This window comes from Arcicella sp., from assembly GCF_964672035.1.
This window is the reverse complement of record NZ_CBABQS010000004.1, coordinates 89,226-114,666: the sequence shown is the minus strand read 5'-3', so window position 1 is coordinate 114,666 and position 25,441 is coordinate 89,226. Positions and strand designations below refer to the sequence as shown.

The 25,441-nt window shown below is 33.8% G+C and carries 29 protein-coding genes; 21 read left to right on the top strand and 8 right to left on the bottom strand.

Annotation, left to right across the window (positions count from 1 at the left end):
- Positions 1–328: 328 nt before the first annotated feature.
- Positions 329–985: a helix-turn-helix domain-containing protein gene (locus AC1W31_RS02275; protein WP_481732776.1), complete on the bottom strand. Its 657-nt coding sequence runs from the start codon at positions 983–985 to the stop codon at positions 329–331.
- Positions 986–1,123: 138 nt separating this feature from the next.
- Between AC1W31_RS02275 and AC1W31_RS02270 the strand changes: the two genes are divergently transcribed.
- From AC1W31_RS02270 to AC1W31_RS02245, 6 genes are all read left to right on the top strand, one after another.
- Positions 1,124–1,366, top strand: coding sequence for a hypothetical protein (locus AC1W31_RS02270; RefSeq protein WP_481732775.1), 243 nt, complete (start codon positions 1,124–1,126; stop codon positions 1,364–1,366).
- 173 nt (positions 1,367–1,539) lie between these two features.
- Positions 1,540–2,775: a site-specific integrase gene (locus tag AC1W31_RS02265; protein WP_481732774.1), complete on the top strand. Its 1,236-nt coding sequence runs from the start codon at positions 1,540–1,542 to the stop codon at positions 2,773–2,775.
- A 49-nt stretch (positions 2,776–2,824) separates the two neighbouring features.
- On the top strand, positions 2,825–3,022 hold the full coding sequence (locus AC1W31_RS02260; RefSeq protein ID WP_481732773.1) for a hypothetical protein: 198 nt from the start codon (positions 2,825–2,827) through the stop codon (positions 3,020–3,022).
- Between the two features lie 46 nt (positions 3,023–3,068).
- On the top strand, positions 3,069–3,245 hold the full coding sequence (locus AC1W31_RS02255) for a hypothetical protein (RefSeq protein ID WP_481732772.1): 177 nt from the start codon (positions 3,069–3,071) through the stop codon (positions 3,243–3,245).
- Positions 3,246–3,343: 98 nt separating this feature from the next.
- Positions 3,344–4,678, top strand: coding sequence for a VapE domain-containing protein (locus tag AC1W31_RS02250; protein WP_481732771.1), 1,335 nt, complete (start codon positions 3,344–3,346; stop codon positions 4,676–4,678).
- 379 nt (positions 4,679–5,057) lie between these two features.
- Complete coding sequence (locus AC1W31_RS02245; protein WP_481732770.1) at positions 5,058–5,948, top strand: toprim domain-containing protein; 891 nt, start codon at positions 5,058–5,060, stop codon at positions 5,946–5,948.
- 1,081 nt (positions 5,949–7,029) lie between these two features.
- Here the strand turns inward: AC1W31_RS02245 and AC1W31_RS02240 are convergent.
- The 3 genes from AC1W31_RS02240 to AC1W31_RS02230 form a co-directional block, all read right to left on the bottom strand.
- The gene (locus AC1W31_RS02240) at positions 7,030–9,975 is read right to left on the bottom strand and encodes an alpha/beta fold hydrolase (RefSeq protein ID WP_481732769.1); all 2,946 of its coding nucleotides are present in this window, start codon (positions 9,973–9,975) and stop codon (positions 7,030–7,032) included.
- A gap of 282 nt (positions 9,976–10,257) precedes the next feature.
- Positions 10,258–10,410: a hypothetical protein gene (locus tag AC1W31_RS02235; RefSeq protein ID WP_481732768.1), complete on the bottom strand. Its 153-nt coding sequence runs from the start codon at positions 10,408–10,410 to the stop codon at positions 10,258–10,260.
- Entirely contained in the window at positions 10,407–11,114 is a 708-nt protein-coding gene (locus AC1W31_RS02230) for a helix-turn-helix domain-containing protein (RefSeq protein WP_481732767.1), read from the bottom strand. Before AC1W31_RS02230 ends, AC1W31_RS02235 begins: the two co-directional genes overlap by 4 nt.
- Positions 11,115–11,231: 117 nt before the next feature.
- On the opposite strand from AC1W31_RS02230, the gene AC1W31_RS02225 reads away from it, so the two are divergent.
- From AC1W31_RS02225 to AC1W31_RS02165, 13 genes are all read left to right on the top strand, one after another.
- A complete protein-coding gene (locus AC1W31_RS02225) occupies positions 11,232–11,471 on the top strand; it encodes a hypothetical protein (RefSeq protein WP_481732766.1) in 240 nt (79 codons plus the stop codon).
- Between the two features lie 165 nt (positions 11,472–11,636).
- The gene (locus AC1W31_RS02220) at positions 11,637–12,860 is read left to right on the top strand and encodes a tyrosine-type recombinase/integrase (RefSeq protein ID WP_481732765.1); all 1,224 of its coding nucleotides are present in this window, start codon (positions 11,637–11,639) and stop codon (positions 12,858–12,860) included.
- Positions 12,861–12,889: 29 nt separating this feature from the next.
- On the top strand, positions 12,890–13,117 hold the full coding sequence (locus AC1W31_RS02215) for a hypothetical protein (RefSeq protein WP_481732764.1): 228 nt from the start codon (positions 12,890–12,892) through the stop codon (positions 13,115–13,117).
- 50 nt (positions 13,118–13,167) lie between these two features.
- Positions 13,168–13,365 (top strand): hypothetical protein, encoded by a 198-nt coding sequence (locus AC1W31_RS02210; protein WP_481732763.1) that lies wholly within the window; start codon positions 13,168–13,170, stop codon positions 13,363–13,365.
- Positions 13,366–13,413: 48 nt separating this feature from the next.
- Positions 13,414–13,776 carry a hypothetical protein gene (locus AC1W31_RS02205; RefSeq protein WP_481732762.1) on the top strand — a complete coding sequence of 121 codons (363 nt, stop codon included), beginning with the start codon at positions 13,414–13,416 and terminating at the stop codon, positions 13,774–13,776.
- A gap of 71 nt (positions 13,777–13,847) precedes the next feature.
- Positions 13,848–14,036 (top strand): hypothetical protein, encoded by a 189-nt coding sequence (locus AC1W31_RS02200; RefSeq protein ID WP_481732761.1) that lies wholly within the window; start codon positions 13,848–13,850, stop codon positions 14,034–14,036.
- 110 nt (positions 14,037–14,146) lie between these two features.
- Complete coding sequence (locus AC1W31_RS02195; RefSeq protein WP_481732760.1) at positions 14,147–16,963, top strand: hypothetical protein; 2,817 nt, start codon at positions 14,147–14,149, stop codon at positions 16,961–16,963.
- Between the two features lie 370 nt (positions 16,964–17,333).
- Complete coding sequence (locus tag AC1W31_RS02190; RefSeq protein WP_481732759.1) at positions 17,334–17,624, top strand: hypothetical protein; 291 nt, start codon at positions 17,334–17,336, stop codon at positions 17,622–17,624.
- 78 nt (positions 17,625–17,702) lie between these two features.
- Complete coding sequence (locus tag AC1W31_RS02185) at positions 17,703–18,353, top strand: hypothetical protein (protein WP_481732758.1); 651 nt, start codon at positions 17,703–17,705, stop codon at positions 18,351–18,353.
- 217 nt (positions 18,354–18,570) lie between these two features.
- Positions 18,571–19,206, top strand: a complete 636-nt coding sequence (locus AC1W31_RS02180) for a hypothetical protein (protein WP_481732757.1) — start codon at positions 18,571–18,573, stop codon at positions 19,204–19,206.
- A 27-nt stretch (positions 19,207–19,233) separates the two neighbouring features.
- Positions 19,234–19,896 (top strand): hypothetical protein, encoded by a 663-nt coding sequence (locus AC1W31_RS02175; RefSeq protein ID WP_481732756.1) that lies wholly within the window; start codon positions 19,234–19,236, stop codon positions 19,894–19,896.
- 12 nt (positions 19,897–19,908) lie between these two features.
- Positions 19,909–20,379: a hypothetical protein gene (locus AC1W31_RS02170; RefSeq protein ID WP_481732755.1), complete on the top strand. Its 471-nt coding sequence runs from the start codon at positions 19,909–19,911 to the stop codon at positions 20,377–20,379.
- Between the two features lie 117 nt (positions 20,380–20,496).
- Positions 20,497–21,120, top strand: a complete 624-nt coding sequence (locus AC1W31_RS02165; RefSeq protein WP_481732754.1) for a hypothetical protein — start codon at positions 20,497–20,499, stop codon at positions 21,118–21,120.
- On the opposite strand, the gene AC1W31_RS02160 is transcribed toward AC1W31_RS02165, so the two are convergent.
- Positions 21,106–21,249: a hypothetical protein gene (locus AC1W31_RS02160; protein WP_481732753.1), complete on the bottom strand. Its 144-nt coding sequence runs from the start codon at positions 21,247–21,249 to the stop codon at positions 21,106–21,108. The two genes, AC1W31_RS02165 and AC1W31_RS02160, sit on opposite strands and share 15 nt — an antisense overlap.
- A gap of 215 nt (positions 21,250–21,464) precedes the next feature.
- Here AC1W31_RS02160 and AC1W31_RS02155 point away from each other — a divergent pair, with 215 nt between their 5' ends.
- Positions 21,465–21,728 carry a hypothetical protein gene (locus tag AC1W31_RS02155; RefSeq protein ID WP_481732752.1) on the top strand — a complete coding sequence of 88 codons (264 nt, stop codon included), beginning with the start codon at positions 21,465–21,467 and terminating at the stop codon, positions 21,726–21,728.
- Between the two features lie 264 nt (positions 21,729–21,992).
- Here AC1W31_RS02155 and AC1W31_RS02150 read toward each other — a convergent pair whose 3' ends face one another.
- Together AC1W31_RS02150 and AC1W31_RS02145 are read right to left on the bottom strand one after the other, a co-directional pair.
- Positions 21,993–23,003, bottom strand: a complete 1,011-nt coding sequence (locus tag AC1W31_RS02150; protein WP_481732751.1) for a nucleotidyl transferase AbiEii/AbiGii toxin family protein — start codon at positions 23,001–23,003, stop codon at positions 21,993–21,995.
- Entirely contained in the window at positions 23,004–23,612 is a 609-nt protein-coding gene (locus AC1W31_RS02145) for a DUF6088 family protein (RefSeq protein WP_481732750.1), read from the bottom strand.
- 348 nt (positions 23,613–23,960) lie between these two features.
- Between AC1W31_RS02145 and AC1W31_RS02140 the strand changes: the two genes are divergently transcribed.
- Positions 23,961–24,203: a hypothetical protein gene (locus AC1W31_RS02140; RefSeq protein ID WP_481732749.1), complete on the top strand. Its 243-nt coding sequence runs from the start codon at positions 23,961–23,963 to the stop codon at positions 24,201–24,203.
- 153 nt (positions 24,204–24,356) lie between these two features.
- Here AC1W31_RS02140 and AC1W31_RS02135 read toward each other — a convergent pair whose 3' ends face one another.
- The gene (locus AC1W31_RS02135; RefSeq protein ID WP_481732748.1) at positions 24,357–25,406 is read right to left on the bottom strand and encodes an endonuclease/exonuclease/phosphatase family protein; all 1,050 of its coding nucleotides are present in this window, start codon (positions 25,404–25,406) and stop codon (positions 24,357–24,359) included.
- Positions 25,407–25,441 lie beyond the last annotated feature (35 nt).

Sequence of the window (25,441 nt, the reverse complement as noted above, 5' to 3'; positions counted from 1 at the left end):
AAAGCCTTCATACACAAGTATGGAGGCTTTTTGTTTTGAGCGATAGGCTAAATTTGTTCATATTTTCTTGTAAAAACATCGCCACCGAACCTATATTTTAACTAAAATTATACTAAGATTAGATTAAAAATTCAGTCATTTTCTGTTGCTTTCCTGTTATTTTCCAAATCTATCACATGAGTATTAATTAAAATAACAAATTAATATAATACAAATATCTAAAAATCAAATAGTTACATTATTTTTAGAATCTCCATTCGTCGCTAAAGGATGAAATAATCAAATGACAATCACATAAGAATCTACCTATAATCCAAAACGACCTGAATTAGGTTTTGCTTTCACTCCTGTAATTTTTCAACAATTCATGATATTCTTTTCTAAAAAGTGCGACATCAAAATGCCCGTCTTCTTGGGTAATAGCACTTTTAAGTAATTTAAGGTTATTGTAAATCAAATTTACCAGAGGGAGTACTTCGTCTGAACTCAATAATTGATTAAAAGCATCATTAATTCTACTTGCTGTGTAGTCTGTATCTCCATTTTCGCTGTCTTTGGCTTTTTCCAAAAAAAGTCTCATTAAATTTTTGAATTCCCCAATAATAAATACTGACACAAATAATTTCTCTCCCGATATTTCCATATTGTTGTCAAAAATCAACGATTCGTATTCTTCAACCTCGTTTTTCAAAAGCCTATTGTAGTCCTCTAAATCTCTCATATTGAATTTTAAATCTGCAATTTCTTTCTTTAATTTTTCAACTTCTGGATTGTCAGAAGATTTACTTTCTTCTCCAAGCAAATCAAGTACAGATACTTTAAAAATACCTGCTATCTCGTAAATCCTTTCAATTGTTAGTTTAGTTTCTCCCTTCTCCAACTGAAAATAGCTTGATTGATTTATATTAAGTTTTTCTGCCATTTCTGCCATGCTAAACTTAGATTTAACTCTCATCATTTTGAGATTTATATATACTTTTTCCATGTGACAAAGATAGTTTATTTGATAAAACAAATTTTATTATCTACAAAAATCGTTTTTATGAATTATAAAGTTTGTTTTTATGAATTATATAATTGATATTTGCGAATAATTTAATTGAAAATATCAATTATTTAAAAAATGGAAGCACAAACACTAACAAATCGGGTTCAACAGGTCATAGAATCTAATGAATCTAAGGGCTTAAAATTCAAGCCGTCACATCAATATTTTAAGATTATTGGAATCAATAAACATTTATTCCATAAGATTATAAGAAATGAAAAGCAACCAGACCTTAGTCAATTAGGAGCAATTGCGAGTAGTCTTGGAGTTACTCCAATGGAATTAATCGAAGGAATGAAAACTAACCTTTCACAATGAAAATCCTAAAAAACAATAAATCCCCACCTGTTAGACAGATGAGGATTTCTTACGGGCATATTTCGGGGTATTTCGCCCTAATTATGCTTAAAACAACTTTATTCCTTAAATCTTTTCGTTTGGACACATGAGATTTACGGATAACTACTCAACCCGAAAAAAGCAAAATAGATATGACAAATATACAGAATAATCAGGAAAAAGCAAGCGGTCAAAGACTACTTAAAATTCCAGTTATAAACTTTTCAACTCGAAATGATAGAGTTTCCGCACGGTGCATTATTGGAGGAAAAGACATCAAAATCGCCTTAAATGTTAAGGTGAAAATAGGGCAAACGATTGATGCTAAAACAGGGATTGTAGATGGAAACCCAGAAGCTACCAGTATGATTTTAACCCTTACCGAAAGATTAAAGGCAGGGTTTAAAAAATCTTTTCTCGCTGGCAAAGAGCCGTCAATAAATTGGTTGAAAGCGGAAATATTTGGCGTTGCACAATATGAACCAACACCTACTTTAAAGGTGGTGATGAATAAATATTTTGAACATCAATACGGAGAAAAAACTGCTTGGGACGGCAAAACAAAAGAGAAGAATGGCTATACTAAACGATACTGTAAAGAATGGTTGCAGGTTGAATTTCCTTCTAAAAATGTGGAGTTGGAAGAAATTAGACAAATCCATGCCGAGAAACTTTTGAATTATGTGATGCAATCAAAACAAGTTTCAAAAGAACACGCAAGGAGGTCGGTCGGGTTTTTAGACCGTGCATTAAAGTTTGCCGTACAATCGGGGTGGATAGCAAATAATCCTTTTCAATACGTTTTGACCGAAAAGAAATTTCAACGCCAAACGAAAGAGATAACTAAGTTCTTGACAGAGAGTGAATTGTCATTAATTATCAACGCTGAAATACATAATCAAGAATTAGATACTTTTCGTAAATGGTTCGTTTTAGGCTGTTTAACGGGTATGGATTGGTTCACTTTTGTAAATGCCGAAAAGTCTTGGTGTAAAATTGATACAGATGGTAAACCATATTTAGATGGGATTAGGAGCAAGGGAAAAACAGAAAATCCTCAAAGATTCATTGTCCCGCTGAATAAAAAGGCAGATTATTTATTAAAAGCATTTGGAGCGTATTCACCTGACGGCAATAAGTTAATTTTTACTCAAATGCCTACGAATGCACACGTGAACCGAATGTTAAAGGAAGTAGCAGGATTGGCAGGTGTAAGCCGTCCAATCTCATTCAACTGGGGACGCAAGACCTTTGCTACAATTGCCATAAATAAAGGAGTTCGGGCAGAAATCATAAAACAAATGATGGGCCACGCCAAATTGGAAACTACCCTTTTACATTATGCCAAGATAGACAAAAGTACGGTGCTTAGAGAAGGCAGATTTTAGTTTGTTTAATTTAAGCACAATTCATTGATTATCAAATAATTACAATAAAATGGAAATTCATATAAATACATTTATGAAGCTAACTGGCATCACTGCCAATGATGCTTTTGTTTCTGAGCGAAACATCAGACGAAGGCAGGAGCGAAAATTACGCAGAAAATTGACAGGACAATTGACAAAAGCAGAAATTAAGACCATCGCTAAAATACATCCAGTTGGAGGCGTTGAAGTAATTAACTTAAGCTAAGTATTTAATCAACAGTATTTTAACTAAAACTTTAAACAACAAAAAAATGGCAAATATCGCAATGTTATCGAACACATTACAATCATCTTTAAATCGCCTATTTCAAGACTACAACCTCTCTGGAATAGGTGAAAATGACGAAAGGCTTAAACGTGCTGAACTGTTTGATGATTACCTAATAATATCTGACTTAATCAAAACGATGTCAGAGGCAAAGGAGTAAAAAGAAGCCCCTCAAAATTGGCATTTTTGAGGGGCTTTTAAAATCAATTATCGTCCGAAGCGAAACACTGATTTCGTAACATTTTAATCAATATAGATATGTCAAAACTACAAAAAAAATCTGATAATCAATCGGTTAAGGGGGAAAATAATTTGCAAGACCCAAAGCCAAAAACTCCAAGAAGTAGTGTTAAACCCCCAAAGGTGAAGGTTGAAAAAAAAGAAGTCCAAGACAAGAAAGTAAAACCTAAAAAAGACGACGCAAAACCAGAAAATAAAAAGCCTGTAATTGTCTTGTTAGAGGAATACATATTTAAGAAATATGACTTACGAATAAACATAGTTTCTAATGAATTAGAAGGCAAATTAAAAGAGGATAAAGAGTATGGACTGTTTAGTGAAGACAACTTAACCTATGACCTTTTTGTGTATGGGTTCAATAAATTTACCACACAATTAGCTGTATTAATTTCAACCAAAGTAGAGAAATATGACCCCTTACAGGAGTATTTTGGAAATCTCCCAAAATGGGATAAATCCCAACCAGATTATATCCAGAAACTATCTGAATTTGTGGTTATAGAAGATAAAGTTTGGTGGCAATCCATGTTCAAAAAACATCTCGTTAGAATGGTTGCTCAGGCTACTTTAAAGATTCCCTTCAACAAGCAATGTTTGACGCTTGTAGGTAAACAAAATGATGGGAAAACCTCATTTTTAGAATTTCTCGTCCCGTCTAAACTATCAAAATACTACCGTAAAAGTTTCGATTTTGGGGGTAGTAAGGATGGTAAAATCTCCTTGTGTCAAAACTTTATAATCAACTTGGATGAATTGGCGACTTTTGAGAAAAAAGACCTAAATAATGAGTTTAAAACTATTCTTACGGAAAGTACAGTCAAGTTTAGACCGCTGTTTGCTAAGAACGAAACAACCAATTATAGAAGGGCAAATTTTGTTGCGAGTACCAATCAATACGAGTTCTTGACGGATGAAACAGGTAACGTTAGATGGTTGCCTTTTGTCGTGAAGGACATTATCCACGACAACGGAAAAGACAAAGGTTATCAAGCGAATGTAGAAATAGATTTAGTTTGGTCGCAAGCCTATCATTTATTAATGTCAGGTGATTTCGACTGCATTATGAATAAAGCAGAAATTGAGATGCAGGAAAAAATAAATCAAAACTTTATGCGACTTAGTACCGAGATGGAGATTATTCAAAAATACTTTATTTCAAGTAGTGAAAACAATCCAGATTCTGTATTTTTTACTGCAACTGAAATACAAGAAGAATTGATGAAAAATACTCCTTTAAAAATCAATGCAGTACAGATTGGCAAAGCCTTAAAAATATTACAATTCCCATATACGGGTAAATATAATAGTTCTCGTTCATTCACAGAAAAAGGCTATTATGTCAAAAGATTGTAAACATTACTTACTTAGTTACTCGAAAATTTATAAATAACTGTAAATCAGTAAGTTAAGTATATTTTTTTCGAGTAAGATACTTTTATTTAAGTTACTCGAAATATTTATATTATACTGTACATCAACATTTTATAAAATTAATTTCGAGTAACTTATATAGTTTTTAAAATGGTAAGTTACTCGAAAAAAGCTAAAATTTCGAGTAACTGAGTAAGATGAAAGGAAAGTATCTTACTCGGAAATATTATTGTAAGTATCTGATTTTTAGTTAATTGTAATGATTCGAGTAAGAGAGTAAGAAAAAATCAATTTTTCAGAGGTTACAGATAATAAAAATAACATTAATTGAAATGAAATTGCATTTTAATAATAAATTCAAATGAAAACTAACGAACAAATAAGCAAATTAAAGCAATATCCTATAACTGATTTCCTCCGTTGCGAGGGTATCAATCCAGTTTCAAAAACTGGTCAGGACTTCATATATAGTTCACCGTTCCGTCAAGATAGTAAACCATCTTTCAGCGTAAATCCTACTAAGAATGTATTTTATGACTACGGTAACGATTCGGACAAAGGTGGAGTGATTGACTTGGTAATGAAGTACCATAAAATTAGCTTTCCAGATGCCTGTGATTTGATTGAAGCAATGGACGGCAAAGAAAAAAACAGTTCGGGGAATCTTCCTTTTTTTTCTTGCTGTCCCTCTCCTACAAACAGTTTCATAAGCGGTGCAGGGTATGAAATAACTTCCATCGGGGACTTGCAGCATCAAGCATTAATTCGTTATGCAGAGAGCCGTAAAATTAGTTTCCAAACGGCGTTTACATTCCTCCGTGAGATACATTACAATAATGCCAAAGGGAGTTTTTTCGGAGTTGGGTATCAGACGAATAATGGTGGGTATGTTGTCAGAAATGAGAAAATGAAAAATCCAATTAATTTGGGTAAAGCAAGCATTAAAACCATTATCATACCTAACAGTAAATGCGTTTTAATCTTTGAAGGAATGTTTGACTTTCTATCAGCGGTGGAGTGCTTTAAACGTCCACCGATACATTCGACCATTATTCTCAATTCAGTCAGTAACCTCCAACAAGCAATGCCTTTAATCATGGAGCATCAGAAAGTATTTGCCTATTTGGATAATGACGAGGCGGGACGTAAGGCACTCGAAAAGTTAAGAGCAACAAGATTAGAAGTGATAGACCAATCAGACCTTTATAGACCATTTAACGATTTTAACGACTATCTAAAAGCAAGAAAATGAAAACAAGAATTTAAAGAAATCAAATCAAGTAATGTTGTTCGTTTCAATAGAACATAAAAAGCGAAAACTCTTTAAAGTAAATCATATATTACTATTACCTTAAATACAAAAACCATAAGTCCTTGACTTATGGTTTTTGTATTTAAGGTAAGCGCTTTTAAAATAAAGGAAATTTATTGTTGTTCAGAAGGTAATAGCGGGTAATAGAAGGAAAGGTGACTTTCGACTATTTTGCAAATCATAATTATTTTTTGAGCATATAATAATCATATTTTCAGTGCAAAATAATTTTCCAATAATTGCTTTTCAACCAAAATAGTCATGAAAATTCATAACGACTTCAAGTGAAGTTATTATGACTAAATAAGAATCTATTGTGGTTATCTGATAGAAGTAGTAAATAAAGTTTATTGAGGATGCAGAGTTATGCGTAGCGAATGTTAGTCTATTCGTAGCGGATGAAGAGCCATTCGTAGCGAATGTTAGTCTATTCGTAGCGGATGACGAGCCATTCATAGCGAATGTTAGTCTATAACCATTCGTAGCGAATGAGTGATATTGCCTTAATTCTTTTATGAAGAATCATAATGGTTAAAAAATAGCAATACTGTTAAAAGGAATTAGCACGGATTCAGAATCATGGGGCACAGATTAATAACGAGTTGGCTCTATTTCAAACACACTTAACACCGACATAGAATCGGAATGTTTTAGTAGAAGTTTTGTAATACGTTAATTGAATGAAACAATCGAAGATTTTAAAGGGGAAAAATGGAGAATTTATGAGGTGTTCCAAGCTAATTTACAATTGTTCCAGAATGTTCCAAAGAAAAACCCCTCATACGTGACGTATGAAGGGTTTTTAGTATTAATCGCTCCCTCCTGTACCGTGCGAAGCAATTATACAAGTATCTGACAATCAGCACTTAAACGGTTAAAATCTTGTCAATGTCCCAAAGATGATAGAGAATTGAGACGGCTATCATTTTCACAAATATAGCATAACATCTCGTAACGGCAATATTTACTGTTCCAAGAAGTGTTTTTACTGTTCCGAGAAGTGTTCCGACAATACCTCTAATTAACGGTTAATCATAAATTTCTTTACAACCTCTTTTCCATCAGCAACAATCTTTATTAGGTACGCACCAGAAGGTAATGAAACGCTCATTTCTTTTCCTCTATTGAAATTATTGACAACGCTACTGGCATACTCTATTCCATTGATACCGTAAACGGAAATATTTGTAATATTTGAGAATGGTACTTCTATTTTGAACTCGCCCGAACTTGGATTTGGATATACTTTCGTCTTTTCTGTGAACGTAAAATCGTCCAATAAAGCTATCTTGAAAGGTTCAGAAACATTAGTACAACCTAATTGATTAACTGAAACTTTATACTCTCCATAAATCAAATTTCTCAAAAATTGGTCGGTTGCTTTATCAATGATTGTGCCTGAAAGATACCATTGATTTCCTAACAAATAACTTGATTCTAACGAAGGTATTTCCAAATCATCCGTTAGCGTAATTGTTGGTTTTGTTGGAGTTGGATTGACAACGATTCCTACAATATCCGATTGTGGACTACTAATTTTTCCCCTACCTACATTTAGGCTAACGTTACTTGATTTTTTTACAACAATTTCATTATTTGACGTATTGAGTGCTTGCCCTCCAATAGTCCAACGGTATGCCCCAAAGCCTTTTAAAGTTCTCACCAAAAGACTATCACACGCAGGATTTTTGTTCGTTAATTCAATTACAGGTTTATCAATAAATATCCTTATGGCTTCTGAATTACTAAAACATCCGTCATTGGTTACTCTGACAAGATAATTGCCTATTTGCTCGGGTACATGACTTTGTTGATTAGAGGAGTTGATAGCTACATTGTTGTAATACCATTGATTATTGACCAAACTATTTGAAGTCAAAGTAAATTGCTCTGGCTTAATATCATTTACAATCAATGGTTTTACAGGCGTAGGTTTTGTTTTCACGGTAACGGCTACGGACGGTATGCTTAATCCTTTTCCAGATTGTAGCACGGCTCTATACATTCCTGACTGTTTTACAACTAACTCACTTTTGACATTCGATAATTTGGTAGAATCTTTGTACCAACGATAGGTGTCCACATTGATATTAGCCTTAATTCTCAAACTATCGCCATCGCAAAAAGTAGTATTTGTTAAGGCTGTAAGCGTAGGAGCATCAGGAATGGCAATTTGGTCTGATTGTGAAAGACAATTCCCTCTGAAAGCCAAAACACTATAAATCCCACCTTTTTGTGGAACATAATTGGTTGATGTTGCTTTGCTAATTGCTGTACCATTCAGCAACCAATTAATGTTTTCAGTAGAAGCAGTTTTCAGCGTAAAAAGTAATGGCTTTTCTTCTGTTTGTAAGTCAGGTTTTGCAGGATTTGGGTTTACGGTAATCTTCACAGAATTACTCGTTTTGTTTGTATTACCACATTTGTAAGCATCTAACGTATATGTTCCAACTTGTGAAACCTGTAATTGCGTTGAATTTGAACCAACCCTTACACCATCTTTATACCATTGATACGATTCAAAACCGCTTGGTACTGAAAGGGTTGTAGAGTTTCCCTCGCAAAAAGTTGTGGCATTGCTTGATGTGATATTTGGAGTGTCCAAGTAACTGCAAAATGATAGGCTATAATTATAGCTACGCCAACCATTTCCAGAATTTCCACTAAAAATTATTCTATAAGTTCCACCAGAAGGAGCATCGACACTATTGCTAATTGAAGAACCATTAACCCGCAATATTTCTGAATTAGGTGATTGGATAATAACTTGACCGTTTGCATTTGAATTGATATTAGCACTGAGCGTTATTTTACCCTTTTGAGGAACATAATAAGTATAAGCATCGACATCGCTTGTACTTCCATTCGATTGAGATGTAAAAAAACCACTATAAACTTTACCCAGTTCAATTTTATATTGGTGTGGTTGATAATCTGGTTCATCAAGGGCTTTCATCATTTCGATAGGAAAGTCATTTTGAAGATTTGAATGAAAACTATCAAGTATGCCATAAGTGGAACTTGTATAAATATCAAAAACAGAAGCACCCAAAGGAAAATAGTTATTCAAATTGGCTCTGTAACTTTCTACAATTTGGTCTCCATCAGGAGTATATGAGGATAAACCATAAAGACCTACATAAGTAGTTTTTCCTCTTCCACGGACACATGAATAGGCTAAGTCAATGGGAATCTTTGAAGCTGGTTCATTTTTACCAGTAATGTAATCTCCTAATCTACCGTTACAATTAACATCGACATTAACATAATTATTTATACGTCCTCTAATTCTTGAAGAACTTTCATATTCTCCCAAAAGATATGCTCCATCATAACCCGTTGTATAAGAGTATCTTAAATCTCTGACAGCTTCTGAGAGTTCGTTAATTTTAGAACCAAATAATGATGAACCATTAGCTGATGAGCCATTACTTCCTCCGTGTGGAGTACCAACAGTTACTAATTTTGCTACGTGATGCTGACCGTCGGATTGCCATTTTGTTTGGTCTTGTAGATAGTCTCTTGCCGCTAATCCTCCCATACTATGACCCATCAAAACAACTTTATCCGCCCCCGTTACTTTTCTTACGTGTTTAATTGCATCTCGTATTGCTAAACCTTGTTTGAAAATAGCTGATTGGTTGCCATTAGTCCCAAAGTCGAAATCCACAATGTAACCATCGCAGTTCCTTAAATCAGGCTCATAAGTAACATCTCTATAATCATAGATATAGTTGGAGGTACTATTGTTATCATCATCATTTAGTCTGAATCTCAAATTATTAGTTGAACTACCATAAGAAGGGACATTGTACCCATAATCATTTAGATAGATAGAAAACTCATTCCAAGATGTCCAACTACCTCCTAATCCGTGAATAAATATTATCGGGTATGGTAATGTTCTTTGAGAAAATGATAATAAAGAGAGAGAAAGGAGAAAAATTGTTAGTAGCGGTTTTTTCATGATTAATTCTTATTATAAGTGAGGTGCAAAAGTAGTAAATTATAAATCATTCTTTTAGCGTAGAATTACCTAATTTTTATTTTTTCTTAAAATATTTATATTGCTGTTTTTGCCCAATTTTTAAGCAAAATAGCATTATAAATATAAGGTTGATGCCAAAGTATCACATAAGCATCATATAAAAATAGGAATTAAAATATTTATAAATATCTGATTTTTAGATGTTTATAAATATTTTAATTCCTGGCATTATGCGTGTTATGTAGCACAATTACATAACCATCACATGACAATCACATAAGAATTAATTAAGACAGAAATATTTTCGCCTATCGTATGCGGTTCGGAGTTGTTCACCTTAAACTTCACCCATTCACACTCTTTGGGCAAAACCTGTAAATCTTGGATTAGCTTTTGCAATTCTTGTTGGCTCATTGGGGGTCTAAATGTTCAGCTTCTTCTTGAAATATATCATATTCATTTTGAATGTATTTGTCAGAAAAGTTGGTAAATTCCTTTTGGAATAATACTAAATTTTTGGAGATTATGGATTCCTCAAAAAAGCCTTTCAATATTTTTGTTAAAAGCCTATCATGGTCAATTAGTTTACCAATATAACAATCTTCTACATCCCAAGAATTGTCTATGTAGATGGAATTATGACTATCTCTATCAAAAGAAATTAGTTTCTCGAATAGGGTGTATAAATCATTAGTATATCCCTTACTATTCTTTATGTTTAAAACTTCCAGAAACTCTTTGAATACATAGGGTAAAATAGTTGAAAACGCATTACTAATGTACACATCTTCAAATTGATTCTGAATTTGAAACAACTCCTTTTTTAATAGCTTTTTATCATCCTCTAAGTCTATAATTTTATTCTTCAACTCTTTATTCTCTTTTTTTAAAGCATCAATGTCTGGATTTTTAACTGAATCACTTACTTCACCAAGAATGTCAAGTACAGTCACTTCCAAAATTTCAGCAATTTTGTAAATTCTTTCAACTGTTAATTCAGTAAGTCCTCTTTCAATTCTTCCATAATTATTTTGGGCTATGCCTAACTTTTCAGCCATATCAGTTTGGCTTACTCTTTTATCATTTCTTATCCGTTTTATATTTTCAATATAGTTCATGCACAAAAATACAAATGTTTATCGTATTTATAAACAATGTTATTTAGATAATAATACGCTTCATATTTGCAATATATACTTTTTATATATATTTTTGCATCAAAAAAGATATAATTAATGAAAATCGAAAACAGTTTTAGAGAAAAGCGTTTAGTTCCTATTGTCAGACAATACGAAAAACGTATAGGTTGTGCATTTAAACCTAATTCCACAACTTATTTACAGTTGGGTATGAATCGAAAAAGATTGGGATTGTTAATTTCTGGTGAAGCAAAAAAGCCATTACAAGTAGATGAATTGCCGAGTATTGCTACTTTTTTTGGAGTAACGGTATCAGATATATTAACTATACAATAAAATGAAAACCTTAAAAAACAATAAATCCCCGCCGAGATAGGCAGGGATTTCCCTTTGCATCAGTAAAGATGCTAAAAGCTAATTTATAGCCATAAATTCTAAGTTTGCGACACAAAATTTAAGGCTGAATTGTCCAATCGTTGAAAATTAAGACTTACAAATATAATGGAAAAAAACAAAAGTCCAATTGCTAATCATTTATTGAAAATGGTAGAGTTTACTTTTTTCAACCGTTCCCAAAAAGCCTACATTAGATTTATGTCCTTTGGAAAAGATACGAAAGTATCGCTAAATATTAAAATTCCAAAAGGCTATGATGTGGACATGAAAACAGGAATAGTGAACGGTCAGGCAGAAATTACGAAACAAATATTAACCTATGCCCAGAGGTTTGAAACAGGGTTTAGGCGTTCAATCATCGAAGGACAAGAGCCAACGCTTGATTGGTTAAAAAGTGAAATGTTTGGTATTAATCATGGTCGTATTACTCCCTCGCTCCTCGTTGTTTTGGCTAAATATTACGAATATTATTACGGTGAAAAGTCCAAGTTGGATAAAAAGACAAAAGAAAAAAATGAGTATTGTAAGCGATATATTGAGGAATGGCTAAAAGTTGAATTTGGACTTAAAACAGTTCAAATAGCGGACATAAAGCCAATTCATGCCGAGAAACTCTTTTATCATGTAATCAATACAATGTCAGTTAGTAGGGAGCATAGCCGTAGAACTGTTGGGTTTCTGGATAGAGCGTTAAAATTTGCGGTTAAATCAGGTTGGGTAGTTTCTCATCCTTTTCAGTACGTTTTGAACGAAAAGCAATTTCAAAGGCAAAAAAAGGACATCACTAAGTATTTATCAGTGGATGAATTAGAGAAAATTGAAAACGCTGAAATCCACGTTGAGGAACTGGCAAGAATTAGAGATTGGTTCGTTTTAGCTTGTCATACAGGTTTTGAATGGCACAACTTCTATCAGTTTAAGAAAACTTGGATTAAGAAAGATAAAGACGGTTTGCCGTACTTGGAAGGCGAAAGATTTAAGGAAATTAACGGTTATGGTGAACCATTCTTAGTTCCTGTAAACGAGAAAGCAAATACTTTAATCAATAAATTTTTAGCTGAATCTGACCCCAATAGCGAATCATTATTTCAAAATATGCCTTCAAATACATGGGTGAACCGCCTTTTAAAGCAAGTTGAAGTTATCGCAGGTGTGAACCGTAAACTATCATTCAATTATTCACGCAAAAGTTTTGCAACCAACTGTTTGAATGCAGGTGTCAGAGCGGAAATTCTCCGAAAAATGACGGGGCATAGCCGTCTCGAAACTCTACTTGATTTTTACGCAGAAATCAAAAAAGAGACTATTTTGAAGGAAGGTAGATTTTAAAGTTAATTAACTCATTTTCAAATACTTATATGATACAAATTAAATCAACATTCAAGGCAGATAGCGATGTTATCACCGCAATCATTGAGAAAGCAGGAGCAGACACAAAACTCTTCAAAGTCTCAGACATAATCGTTGAACGAAACGATAATAACGAATTTTCTCTCATCGTAAAATTAGAACCTAACATTGCCTATGGTGAAGTAGATGAAGATTGCGAATACAAGATGGCTATGATTTTCATTGAGAGAAAGTAGTCTTGACACATCAGTACATAATTCATTGATTCTCAATTAATTACAACAAAATGGAAATTGACATAAATTCATTTATGAAGCTAACGGGCATTACTGCCAATGATGCTTTTCTTTCAGACCGCAACATTAGACGAAAGCAAGAACGGAAATTACGCAAAAAATTTGCAGGACAATTGACAAAAAAAGAAATTAAAGACATCGCTAAAATGCACCCAGTTGGAGGTGTTGATGTAATTAATTTAAGCTAAGTATCTAATTAACAGTATTTTAACTAAAATTTTAAACAAATCAAAATAATGAAAAAAGGCATTATAGTAATCGGCAGTCAAGGCAGTGGAAAAACTACTAAAATAAAAAATTTAGTAAGTCAAGTCCCTAAAAATCAGATAGTTTGGATTTATCCAACAAAATCAGATATAGAACTCAAAAGGTTAGTCAAACCAGAAACTACAACCATTGTCATTGAGGGAGTTGTCTCTATCAATGAAATGGTAAGGATTCAAAATTACATCAGAGAGGGGATTTGTTTATCCAAAAACGAGAAAGATACATCAACTATTTTTCCTAAAATCATTATCTCAACGTGTAATTTACTTCTATCTGATTTAGCAAATTTTGAGAATGATTTTGAAATTATCAAGCTAAAAGGCAAATTTTAGCCACGGTACAAAACGACTAAATATTTTAAAAAAATCCACATTTAATTATTCAAAAACAAATAACTAACAAAATGAATACCGCAACAATAACAATAGAAACTTTGTCTTCAAGTATTGAAAAAAGCCTTAATACATTGTATCGTGGATACAATCTTAGTGAAATGAGCGAGAACGTTGATAAACTCGAAAATGCAACCTTATTTGATGATTATTTAACCTTAATGGAAATACTCAAACAAATGAGATTGCAGACTGAATAAAAGTAAAACAACCTCAAAAGTTAGCATCTTTTGAGGTTGTTTCAATTTGTTAAACTGGTAATCCGTCCGAAGAAACGAAAACGCCCAGAACTTTTAAATACAAAATTCCAATGGCAAAAGTACCAAAAACTTCTGATAATCAAGAAGTTGTAAGTGAAAAATCTTACTTTGAAAATAGAATGACCGAGTTAGGAATCACGCCCGAAGACTACCGAATGAGTGTTTTTGAGGATGATGATTCAACAACCCCTAAAATTAAAGAAATCTTCTCAAAAGATTCAAACGACAATATCAGAATATTGTACCCCAATCTTGACGGTGGACTTTATACATATTCTGCCGACACAAAGGACAATCCCGAAAAAACGTTTTATCGTACACGTCTCAAAATCCCACAAAAAGATGGTGGCAAATATTCTCAACCAAAAGGCACGGGAACGCTCCCCTATTTTCCTCCTAAAACAGTTGAGAAGTTTACCAAAAAAGAAAAAATACCTGTCCTATATATTGTTGAAGGGGAGTTCAAGGCATTTAAAGGCTCATTGCATGGTTTAGATATAATTGGTATTGGTGGTAAGGATTCATTCAAGTTTACCAAAGAAGACGGAAGCAAAGAATTACATTATGATATTGTGAGATTAATGGAGCAATGCAAGGTTAAAACCGTTGTGTTGTTGCTGGATGCAGACACACGAACAGTCAAGTGGGAGCATGATAAAGAAATCACCGAGCGACCATATTCATTTTACAATACGGTTAAAAATTTTACTCATGCTTGCGAGGTCTTAATCAATCAAGATAGCCCACTAAAAAGAATACATTTTTCTCATATCAAAACTGAATTTTTGAAAAAAGGTAAGGGTTTGGACGACCTTTTAATATTGGAAGGTAAAAAGGCTAATCAGGTAATTTACGACTTGCAAAAGTTGGATAAATCAAACAAATTTTTTGATGGAATAAATGTTGGCGAATCGTCTGAAAAGAAAATTAAGAAGTTTTTTGGTCTTGACAGTTTTCCAACTTTTCATGGAATTTATAACGAGTTTTTCGGAGTAAAGGATGTGGTATATCATGGCGGACGTTTCATTATTCACGAGGGACAATACGTTCAAGCACAACGAGAAAAAACGGGCAAATATAAGCCAATGCTATCTGAAAAAATGCTTATTGAGCGTGATAAATTGGAAGTAGATGAACGAAAAAAACTAATGGAGCAATGGGTTAATGATTCAATGGATTATGGCGTAGTTTCAACCAAATCTGGGTATATGTTAGCAACATTGGATTCGGTGAATTTCAATATTGCCTTTGCCCCAATTTCAAACTTTACGCTTGAAATTAAATACCATATCAAAACAGGGAAAAGTAATAAAAGAGTGGTTGAATTAGTCAATGATATGAATAAGAAGGTTTCTACTGACGTTGAAACTAAACAAATGTCCTCTTTGACATCATTTAAAGATTTTACGGAAGGTCAGGGGAATTTTAGATTCTACGCAACAGGCAAAGAGTTGGACAAACTTAAAGCAAAGTGGTATGCAGAAGAAAAATCGTGCGTACAACTCGAAACGTTAGGCTACCATAAGGACGATTTTTTTGCTTTTTCAAATGGTATTTTTAATCACATTTTCCATGCCGTTGATAGTGATGGAGTGGTTACGTTGAACGATAAAAATTATTTTATTCCCTACCATAACCCACAGGACGAAAATCAATTTGTGGACGAAAGAAGATTCCATTTTAAACATTCAGACGTAACATTTACAGAGTGGGCAGACCTTTACGCAAAAGTATTTGGCAAAGAAGGAAGCGTTGTGATGCTCTTCGGAATAGCCTGTATATTCTCAGATATTATTTTTCAATGTATGGGAAACTTTCCAATGATGTTCTTATATGGTGAGGGCGGTACAGGAAAGTCCCAAATGGTTGTTTTTTTTCAGATGCTATTTGGAATACCTCAAACAGCCTTGAAGTTATCAGAGAAAGCTAATACCGATAAAGGCAAAATGAGGGTGATGGCTCAATATGTCAATAGCGTGGTTTTTATGGAAGAATTTATAAATAGTTTGGATGATGCTACAATAAAGTCGTTGTCAGGAATTTATGAGCGATTAGGATACAAACGTGCTAACATAACAACTTCATACGGAACAGATAGTATTCCTGTCAATTCAGGAGTAATAATGAGTGGAAACGAATATCCAACTAACGACCCATTGGTACAAAGATTAATCGTTTTAGATTTCTTCAAAAATGAGTTTTCAGACCAAGAACGAGAGGATTTTCAAAAATTAAAATCTCTAAATAATAAAGGATTGACCGTTATTTTAGGGGAAATATTACAGCATAGAGAATCTGTTTCTTGCAATTTTAGAGAAACTTTTGCCAATGAAGCTCGCAGTTTTAATAAGTTGGTTCGGGAAAAGAATATAACTCCAACAGAACGCATGATACAGAGTTATTCAATGATTTTGACAGTTCATCAAATCATTTCACCATTGATGCCCATACCTATTAAACATGAAGAATTGCAGGGGTTTTTGATAGAAAAAATTAGGGTTCATAATGATAGGAGAAATATTCAAGGAGAGATTCAAACATTTTGGGATATATTTTCTGTCATGGCTCGTAAACCTCTTATATACCATGAAATTGACTACGAGGTTGAGAATGGAGAAATTAAAATTTTCTATCAATATATCCATCAACAGTACATTCAAACACACTTGAATATGTACAAAAAGTCAGGATTGAGTGCAACAACATTAAAAGAAAAACTTGCTAAATGGCATGGGTTTGTTGAATATCGAAAAAGTGGACGTATTGGTAAAAAGAACTCTTCAATGTTAGTCTTTAATTATGAAGCGTGTAACATTGACTTAGACCATGCCATTAGGACAATAAAACCCCCAAATCAACAATTTTAGGGTTCAGTTTCCAACAACTCCAACAAACTCCAACAGAAAAAAAACAGTTTCCAACAAAATCAATAGAGTTGCTTGAAAAATAATTTTTAAAATATTTTATATAAGTAATTGACAATCAAGTATTTATATAAAATATTTTTAATTATAAAATAGAAACTATAAAAACTCAAAAATCAACTCCAACAACTCCAACATTAATAAATTTAGCTATAACTATTTAAAAATCAATTAATTACAAAAAAATAATGTGTTGGAAAGTTTGTTGGAGTTGTTGGAGTTTGTTGAAGTTGTTGGAATGTTGGAGTTAAAAAATGAATATCTAATAATTTATCAATTTTGAAAAAAAATATTAAAAAATAAAAGCAAGAAAATGAAAACGCAAAAAACAGAATTACCAGAAAAACAAACGATACAGGGTTTACCCATTTGGCTTAGAAAAGATGATATTAAGAAAATCAAAAATTGTGGCACAACCAAAGCCTACGATTTGATAGCGGATATAAATGATAAAAATCAAGTTCATGTAGTGGGAAGGCAAGTACAAACCAATCATTTTATTGAACACCATAAGGGTTTTTATACCGCAGAATTTATAGTTTCTGCCTTGTCTAATGGACAGGATTCTAAAAATAAATCCGTCAATTCCACCGATTCCGCTTAGTGAAAGTAATCCTACGTAATTTTGAACGCTGACCAATAATGTCAGCGTTTTTTATTTTTCATTCAAATTTTTAAGGCTATGGCAATCGGCAAAAAGACAATAAAGGGAGCGGAAAAAGGTGATATATTAATCGCCAAAAGAACTGTATCAGCATACGAGAAACCAAACGATTACAGTTCCGTTCAACTCCACTTCTTAGCAGGGCAAGAATTAGGAACGATTGAGGATTTTGTTTTGATAGATACAAATTCAATCCTAAAAGAAAAGTTCATCATCTTTAATTCCAGATACGATGATGGCTTCGGCAGTATGGTTGATTCAACGTTTTCGCTACCCGAAAGTGCTGATTCATTGGAGTTTAAAGCCAATCCAAACTTTGCATATCCAGATATTTATAAAGACGAACACCCAAACGCTAATCAGACCAAGAAAACAGTTGAGGACTCCGCAACTCCAATAGCTGAGGGTTGGGATGTTTCACCAAAAAATACTGGCATCAGAGGAGCATCTGTATCAAAACAAAACGATACGGCTTCGTCCAACATTCTTGGGTTTACGCCAACGGTATTTTTTAGTGGTTTGGCAGGGTTGTTTATTCTAATTATAGGTGCATATTTAATTCTAAAATCTGAACCTGCATCACCGCAACAATCACCTCAAACGCTTAGTGGCGTTGAGAACGAAAATAATAAATATACTATCCCTAAAATGGATTTTATTAAAATATAGTATCTGTTGGTATCATTTAGTCTCTTAGAAATCCATGAACTTTTAGTTTATGGATTTTTTGTGTTTTATGGTTCAATTTACAGTAAATCAATAAAATGATTCCACCGTTTCCGCCAAAAACGCTCATTCCATTCCGTTAAATTTATCATTAGTAAGTTTGTGAAGTCGTCTAACGTATTAAACGTTAGCATTTCAATTTACCATAAATTTCAAGAAAATGGACATTACACAAGACAGTCTAATCACTTTTAGACCTACCGAAGCAAACCGTAGGATTCTTAGAATTAACGCAGAGAATAACGGCATGAATGAGAATGAATTGATGAATCATTTTATTGAAAATAATTCATCAAAACACCGTCCAGTCATTGATAAGCACGAAAACACGATTAAATCCCAATCGGAAGAAATCGAAGGGTATCAGGAGGAAATTGAATCGTTGAAGGACGATAAAAGTAATCTTCAAATCATGTTGCAGGATTACAAAAGCAAGGTTGATTTTTTGAATAAGGAGAAAATTAATTTTGTTCCTGATACCGAGGAACTTGAATTTACATCGTCTGAACTCGAAAAAGCGAAGGAAAGAATTACTGAAATGTCCACATTTATTACAGAAAATCGTTCTGATATTAAAAGACTTAGTGGCAGTTTGGAAGCATACGAGACTGATTTATTAGATGATTGCTTTTATAAAGTAATGGGTCTTAAATTGAAACTCCACGGAGATACGTCTGAAAAAGAGTTTGAAATCTTGACGAAAGCCGATTTAGTAAACGCATTGCTCACGCAATATGCTTTGCACTTGAAAGGTTTTGAAACCGACATTGACGAAGACGAAGAGGACGAAGATTAATTCATAAATCACTTAAAAATAAAGACATTGGCTAATCTTAAAATAGGTACAACCGTTTTTTGGAACAAAAGTGGTGCTAAGGCTTTTTGGAGAACCGATTTAAACGACCCCGTAGAATTTCTAACAGAAGAATTTTTGGAAGGGGTTGATGATGGTGGACACGGATATACTTTTCAGTATGCGTTTGATACTCCACACGAAGGGCAAGACATTCCACCGTCCGTAGTTGATACCATTGCAGGAACAATTACGGGAGAATTGGTTGAGAAAAACGGAGCAACCTTTTATCCAATGCGGATGCCGTTTACCTTTTATAACCTTGATGGCTCAAATCACTGGGACGGAACAAAAACGCTCAAAGTCTTTATCAACACTGATGATGTCAGCGGAGATACGTCCAAAGCTAAAAAGGACAAAGAAACAAAGGCAATCGTTGATTCTGCCTTGAATGACCCAATCGGTAAAAATGCCGTTTCCCAAACGGACAACACGAATACGTCCGCAAATGCGAAATTAGGAAAGAAGATATTGATTGGTGGTGTGATACTTTTGCTTTTAGGTGGAATTTGGTATTTAGTTACTCGAAAGAAGGCAAATAACGTAGTGATGAATAATCAATACGTACCTTCAAATGACCCAAATATGCGTAATTACGTTCCGCAAAATAAGTTTTATACAGTCCAACCCTAAACAAAACACGAAATGGCATTTCCAATAGTAGCGGCACTCGCTGCCCTCGGTTCGGTTGCGGAAACGGTAGGCTCAATTTTTACCAGCGGAGATAAAGTTAAAATTGCCCAGACAGAAGTTGATAAGGCAAGAGAAGGAGTACGAGCCATTGAAGCACAGGGAGATATTGAAAAAACTAAGTTAGCTGAAAAGGCACTTGACGTTAAAATTGCCCAATACAATGTTATTGCAAGTCAAAACAAAGATGCTAACAGTTTAGAAAAAACTAAGACCATCGGCTACGTTGTTATTGCCATTGTTTTCATGGGAATTTTATATTTAGTGTATAGGTTGTGGATTACTAAAAAGTCAGATGTTGTCCAACAAAGTCAGTATTACCAATACGTCCCAGAGGTTGAAAATTATCCGAGGATAAGTGAACACCAAGAGGTAAAAGCACTCAACGCAATACCAGAAATGTCATTGCAAAAAATATCAGGGTAGAATCCTGTTTTCATAGTAAAATATTTTAAAAACCAACTCACTAAGCTACTTGCCATTGGCTTGTAGCTTTTTTATTATTTTTCGTAGGCAACTTTCAAACCTTAATTTTTTAGTAAAATGGCAAACCCAATTTCGTTCAGACCAACAGAAGAGAACTTAGAAATTCTTAATGAAAGAGAAGCAATCAATCCTAATTTTAATAGAACAAATTTTATTAATCGTTCCATTAATTGTTACCTCACTAATCTTAATAGAATACAAGCGTTTGAAGGGGTGAAGCGTTCTCACGAGCAAAATAACACTGCCCATGAGTTTTCGATGAATGCACTTTTTGAGGAAAAAAGAAAAGCCAAAGCCGAATTTGAAAGCCAACTAAAAACCGCCAATGATAAAATTGAAGAATTTAAGTTACAATCATCTAAGCATCAGGCAGATGTAGAAATATTGAAAAGTAAAAATAATTTCCTTAGCACCCAAGCATCTATCTTGGATAAAAAGGCACTCAATGAGTTAGAAACTTTACGAGCGAAAGTAGCGGAGCAAGAAAAAGACATATTCAATCTAACGGCAAAGGTTGGTCGCTACGAAAACGAATACTTAAATAAAGCCTTCGCAGAGGTGAAAGGCAGAAAACTAATGGTTGAAAATGACGGAGAAAATGAGACATTTATCATTGACACTAAGTTTGAATTAGTCAGGGCATTATCATACAAATACTGCACACATTTATTCAAAGATTAAGGCTAACATACATACTTTCACAGGCAGAACCCCGTCAGAATTGATGGGGTTTTTCTTTGCCCAAAACTCAAAAATCTCTTTTCCTTTTGCCGTCAGAATATGAGAAAGACAGTGGCTAAATACAAACATTTGCAGGTTTATTCAATGGTGAGGAAAACTCACCATTAACCCAATTTCGGGTTTATTTCGCCTTACATCGGCATTATTTCGGGCAGAATACAAAACCCGTAACGACTTGATTCTAACCCGTAACGGTTGTATGACAAACTACTGCATAATTGTAACGAGTGTATTACGCTTTGTCATACAGCCGTTACAACTTTGCTTTCATCCGTTACGAGTGTATGACAAAGCGTAATACAGCCGTTACAACTTTCACTTTATCCGTTACAGATGTGTTACAAACTTCAAATATCTGTAACGAGTGTATTACAAACCGTATTACACTCGTTACGACTTGCATTCTATCCGTTACAGACGTATTACAAAATGCAAATATGCGTAATACACTCGTTACGAATTGTATTTTATCCGTTACGGGTGTATTACGGGATTTAAGGGAAATAGACGGTAAAAAAAGGAAATGGGGAAAATCCATTAGGAAATAAAAGGTAAATGGGAGGTATTGGAGCGAAATACGGTGATGCTAAATGAGTTATTTTCAACTGTTCCAAAACGCTTGGAACAGTTTGGAAAGGTGTTCCAAAGAAAAACCCCTCATACATTGCGTATGAGGGGTTTTTTGTGTTAATCGCTCCCTCTCCTGGGGAAAATACCTCTCTGATAATCAATTAGTTATGAGATAGTGGTAAAACAAATGGTATAACAATTACAAAATGGGTTTGTAGTTGTTTTGAGCCTTTAATACCACCTTATCCAATCCTTTTAAATCTCTTTTTCAATTCCTCAATGCGTTTTATTAATTCTGAGAATGATAAACTCTGTCCATAAATCATTGAACCTTGCATGATTTCATAATCTTTTTGCCATTCTTCTATGATTTCGGAGGGTGGAATGGGGTTGATTTTTTGTGGAATATGATTATCGTAATCAATGCCTCGGATGGGTGTAAATAATCTCCGATGGGCAACTATGTCTTGATAAAGTTTAGAATCAGTAAGTGCTTTTTCTGCAAATTCAGTGTCCATCAAACGCTCAATATCGTACAGATGTCGAGTTAATCTTTCTACACGAATTTTATCTATTGGTTTCTGGAATTCTTCGTGAAGTAGAAATACCTTCTCCAAAAATGTTCTCTCAGGATTAACCGTTGTGATTAAAATGGATGAATCCGCAAAAGGTTGATCAGGATAATTTTCACCAACAAATGAACGAAACGAGCGAACTGAAAAGGGTTCTCGCAATGATCTACTACCAACTTCAATGATGACTTTAGGTCTAATATATCCCATATTATCAAAAACGCTGGGATAAAATATTTCAATAATTCTTGGGTCTTGGTCGCTATCAGTCGTTTCGGTTATGTTGATTTCTACATTAGTCAAGCCCGTTTCCTCAAATTTGGTTTTCAGCGTTGGGTAGAACTTATCGGTGATGTAAGCAAAAGAGGCTTTGCGAAGTTTTTTAATTTGTTGATTGCTCAAATCACCTTCAAAACCCAAGAATTTTCTATCAAGAGCTAAATCAATATCTTCCGAAAACCTATTAATCAATCCCCATGCTTTGCTCAATGACGTGCCGCCTTTGAAAACCAAACTATCTGCACAATCCGTCTCAAAAATAAGGCGTAAAGTTTGAACAACCCACCAATCTTTTTCAATGGCATAAGTAGGTAATTTTAAGGTCTTACTGAGTGCTAAAAGGATATTTGTTTTTCTTATTTTGGGCAAACGTACCCATTCTTGCTGCGGAGTATAATCCATTTATTTTGAAAATTGTAATGTCGGTTTCATAATTTCTCTAATCCACTCAGGAGCAAGACGAATATCGTGTTCTAAACGTGCTTTTTTCTCCAATTTCAGTAAAGATTGTATCTTCTCAATCTCTTCTGTACTCACTTTATCTTTTCCAATAACCCGAAGAGCCTGAATTACTAAGGTGCTGATTTCACCGATAGTTGCAACATTTTTAGGAGAGGTTCTTTTAAACAAAATACTCCGACCATCAATTTTAATATTTCTTGAAGAACCATCCGTTAAATACACAAACTTCATTGGTACTTGCGTTGAAAGACCAAGTTTATTTAATGCCGTTACTCCCGTAGGAACAACTCTGGCTTTATCACGTTTGGCAATGGCTTTAACAATGCTTTCTATACTTGGAGGGACTTTACCAACGATTGGATCTATTTCTGGACGTATGTAAATTCCAGTTGCTACTCGTTCAATTTCATCTTTTTTGACTAATCGCTCCAATGATTTACGAACAGCATCATTGCTCCCTTCGGAAACAAAATTTTGACCAAATAACAGAGTACCTCTTTTCGCTTTTTTTATCTTTTCAAGGACTCTATTTTCAATTGAAAATTCCATGATTAATTCGTTTATTTTGTCACAAAAATAGTAAATATTTGTGACAAAATAAATATATTTATATTAATTGAATTGTGTGGGTTGGAAAGAAAGTTCAATATTTCCAATATTTCGGGTATATTCCCAATTGAAGTACCTGTTTGTTCGGCAATTTGACGATAAGATTGATAAATTAAGGTTGAATTTTGGAGGAATTTAAACAATACGTTCAAGCCTGTTTTAGTAAAATAGTCTATTTCTATTTCAAAGCTGTTAGGTTTAATTTGGCGGAATCTATGCAAATAAACATAGATTCCGCCAAATTAAATTTTTCCAGAAAATAACCAATCAATTGATTTTCAGATAGATATGCTCATAAGTCGGGCAGAAAACGCTGTTAATTTATGCGAAGTCAAGTTTTATAATGCCCCAATCAAATTAAATGAAAAACTGTCAAATAGCCTCCGAGAAAAACGAAGTAGGTTTAGAGAATTAAGTGGAACAAAGCATAGCGTTTTCAATACGCTTATCACAACTTTTGGCATTGATAATACTTCCTACAATGACTCAGAGATTGAAAATGTGGTAACGATGGAGTGCTTGTTTGAGTAAGTAAAAAGCCCTCATTGAAGAGAGGATTATTGCTTCTTCAATGAGGGCTTTTGTCTGTATTAAGGCTCATAGACCCCACTTTGTCGTAAAAATGATAAATATTTGCGACAAAAATCAACAAAATGATATTCAGCTTATATCTTGTGATATTCCTTACACTACAACCCCAAAAGTATCTTTCAATTTTCCCTTCAGATATTCTGTTGAATAATCTATCTTTATTTCTACCCACATTGGTAAATGGTCTGACATTTGGAAGGTTCGCCACATTTTATATTTACTTTCTTGGGGCATATATGGCTTATAAGTTGCTTCATCTGAATCTTTGAAAACGTACTGATAAAAATCAAAAATTCCCGCTTTTTCTCTTGCTTTAAATCTTTCTTCATCGACCTTGAAAGCTATTTGGTCATAGTATTTGTCTTTGGTAACATTACTGCCAGGAATGTTGTCTTTCGCCAATGCTGTTGGCACTTTAAATCCAGCATCGTCAAGAGCTTTCATGGTTGCATCTGTCTTTTTGAAGATATTAAAATCTCCCAAAGCAATCCAATTTTTCGTAAATGACGAATCCTTTTCACTCCGAGTTTTAATAAATTCCGCTAAATCTTTAATTTCTTGTAAACGTCTTGGGTCTTCTGGAACACTGTCTCCGTAATAAATATGTACAGTAGCAAGTACAAAATCTGTCCAACCTGATTTAAAACCACACATAAAAGGAGTTCTTGCAAACTGTATTTTGTCTGGACGTAAAACAATTTCGCCGCTCAATCCACTCAATTTGACTTTACGAGTATCGAAAATAAAAGCCATTCGCTCTGAATTTCCACCATTTTTAGTATCGGAAACATCCGTAAAAATACATTGCCAATCACTTCCCAAAATACGCATTACTTGTTGAAGAGCTGCCAAATCATCACGAACCTCTTGTACTGCCACCAAATCATAAGCACTGATAATTTCAGCAATATAAAAATAGGTATCTATTAATCTTGCTCCTCCTTTATTTTTGGGAGCAAATTCTCTAATATTCCACGTAGCAAGTAAAAGGCTATCATTTTGAGTTCTCGTGGGAATCTCTTTTGCTAATCCTTCTCGTAACGAAATAATACCTTGAATGATGCGAATACGTTCTTCTTTTTTAAGTTTATCAATGGCTGTTTCAACCTTACTTGACAAAACTAAATCTTTGTAAAATGGCATGACGATTAGGATTTATGAATAGTCTTGGGCTTATT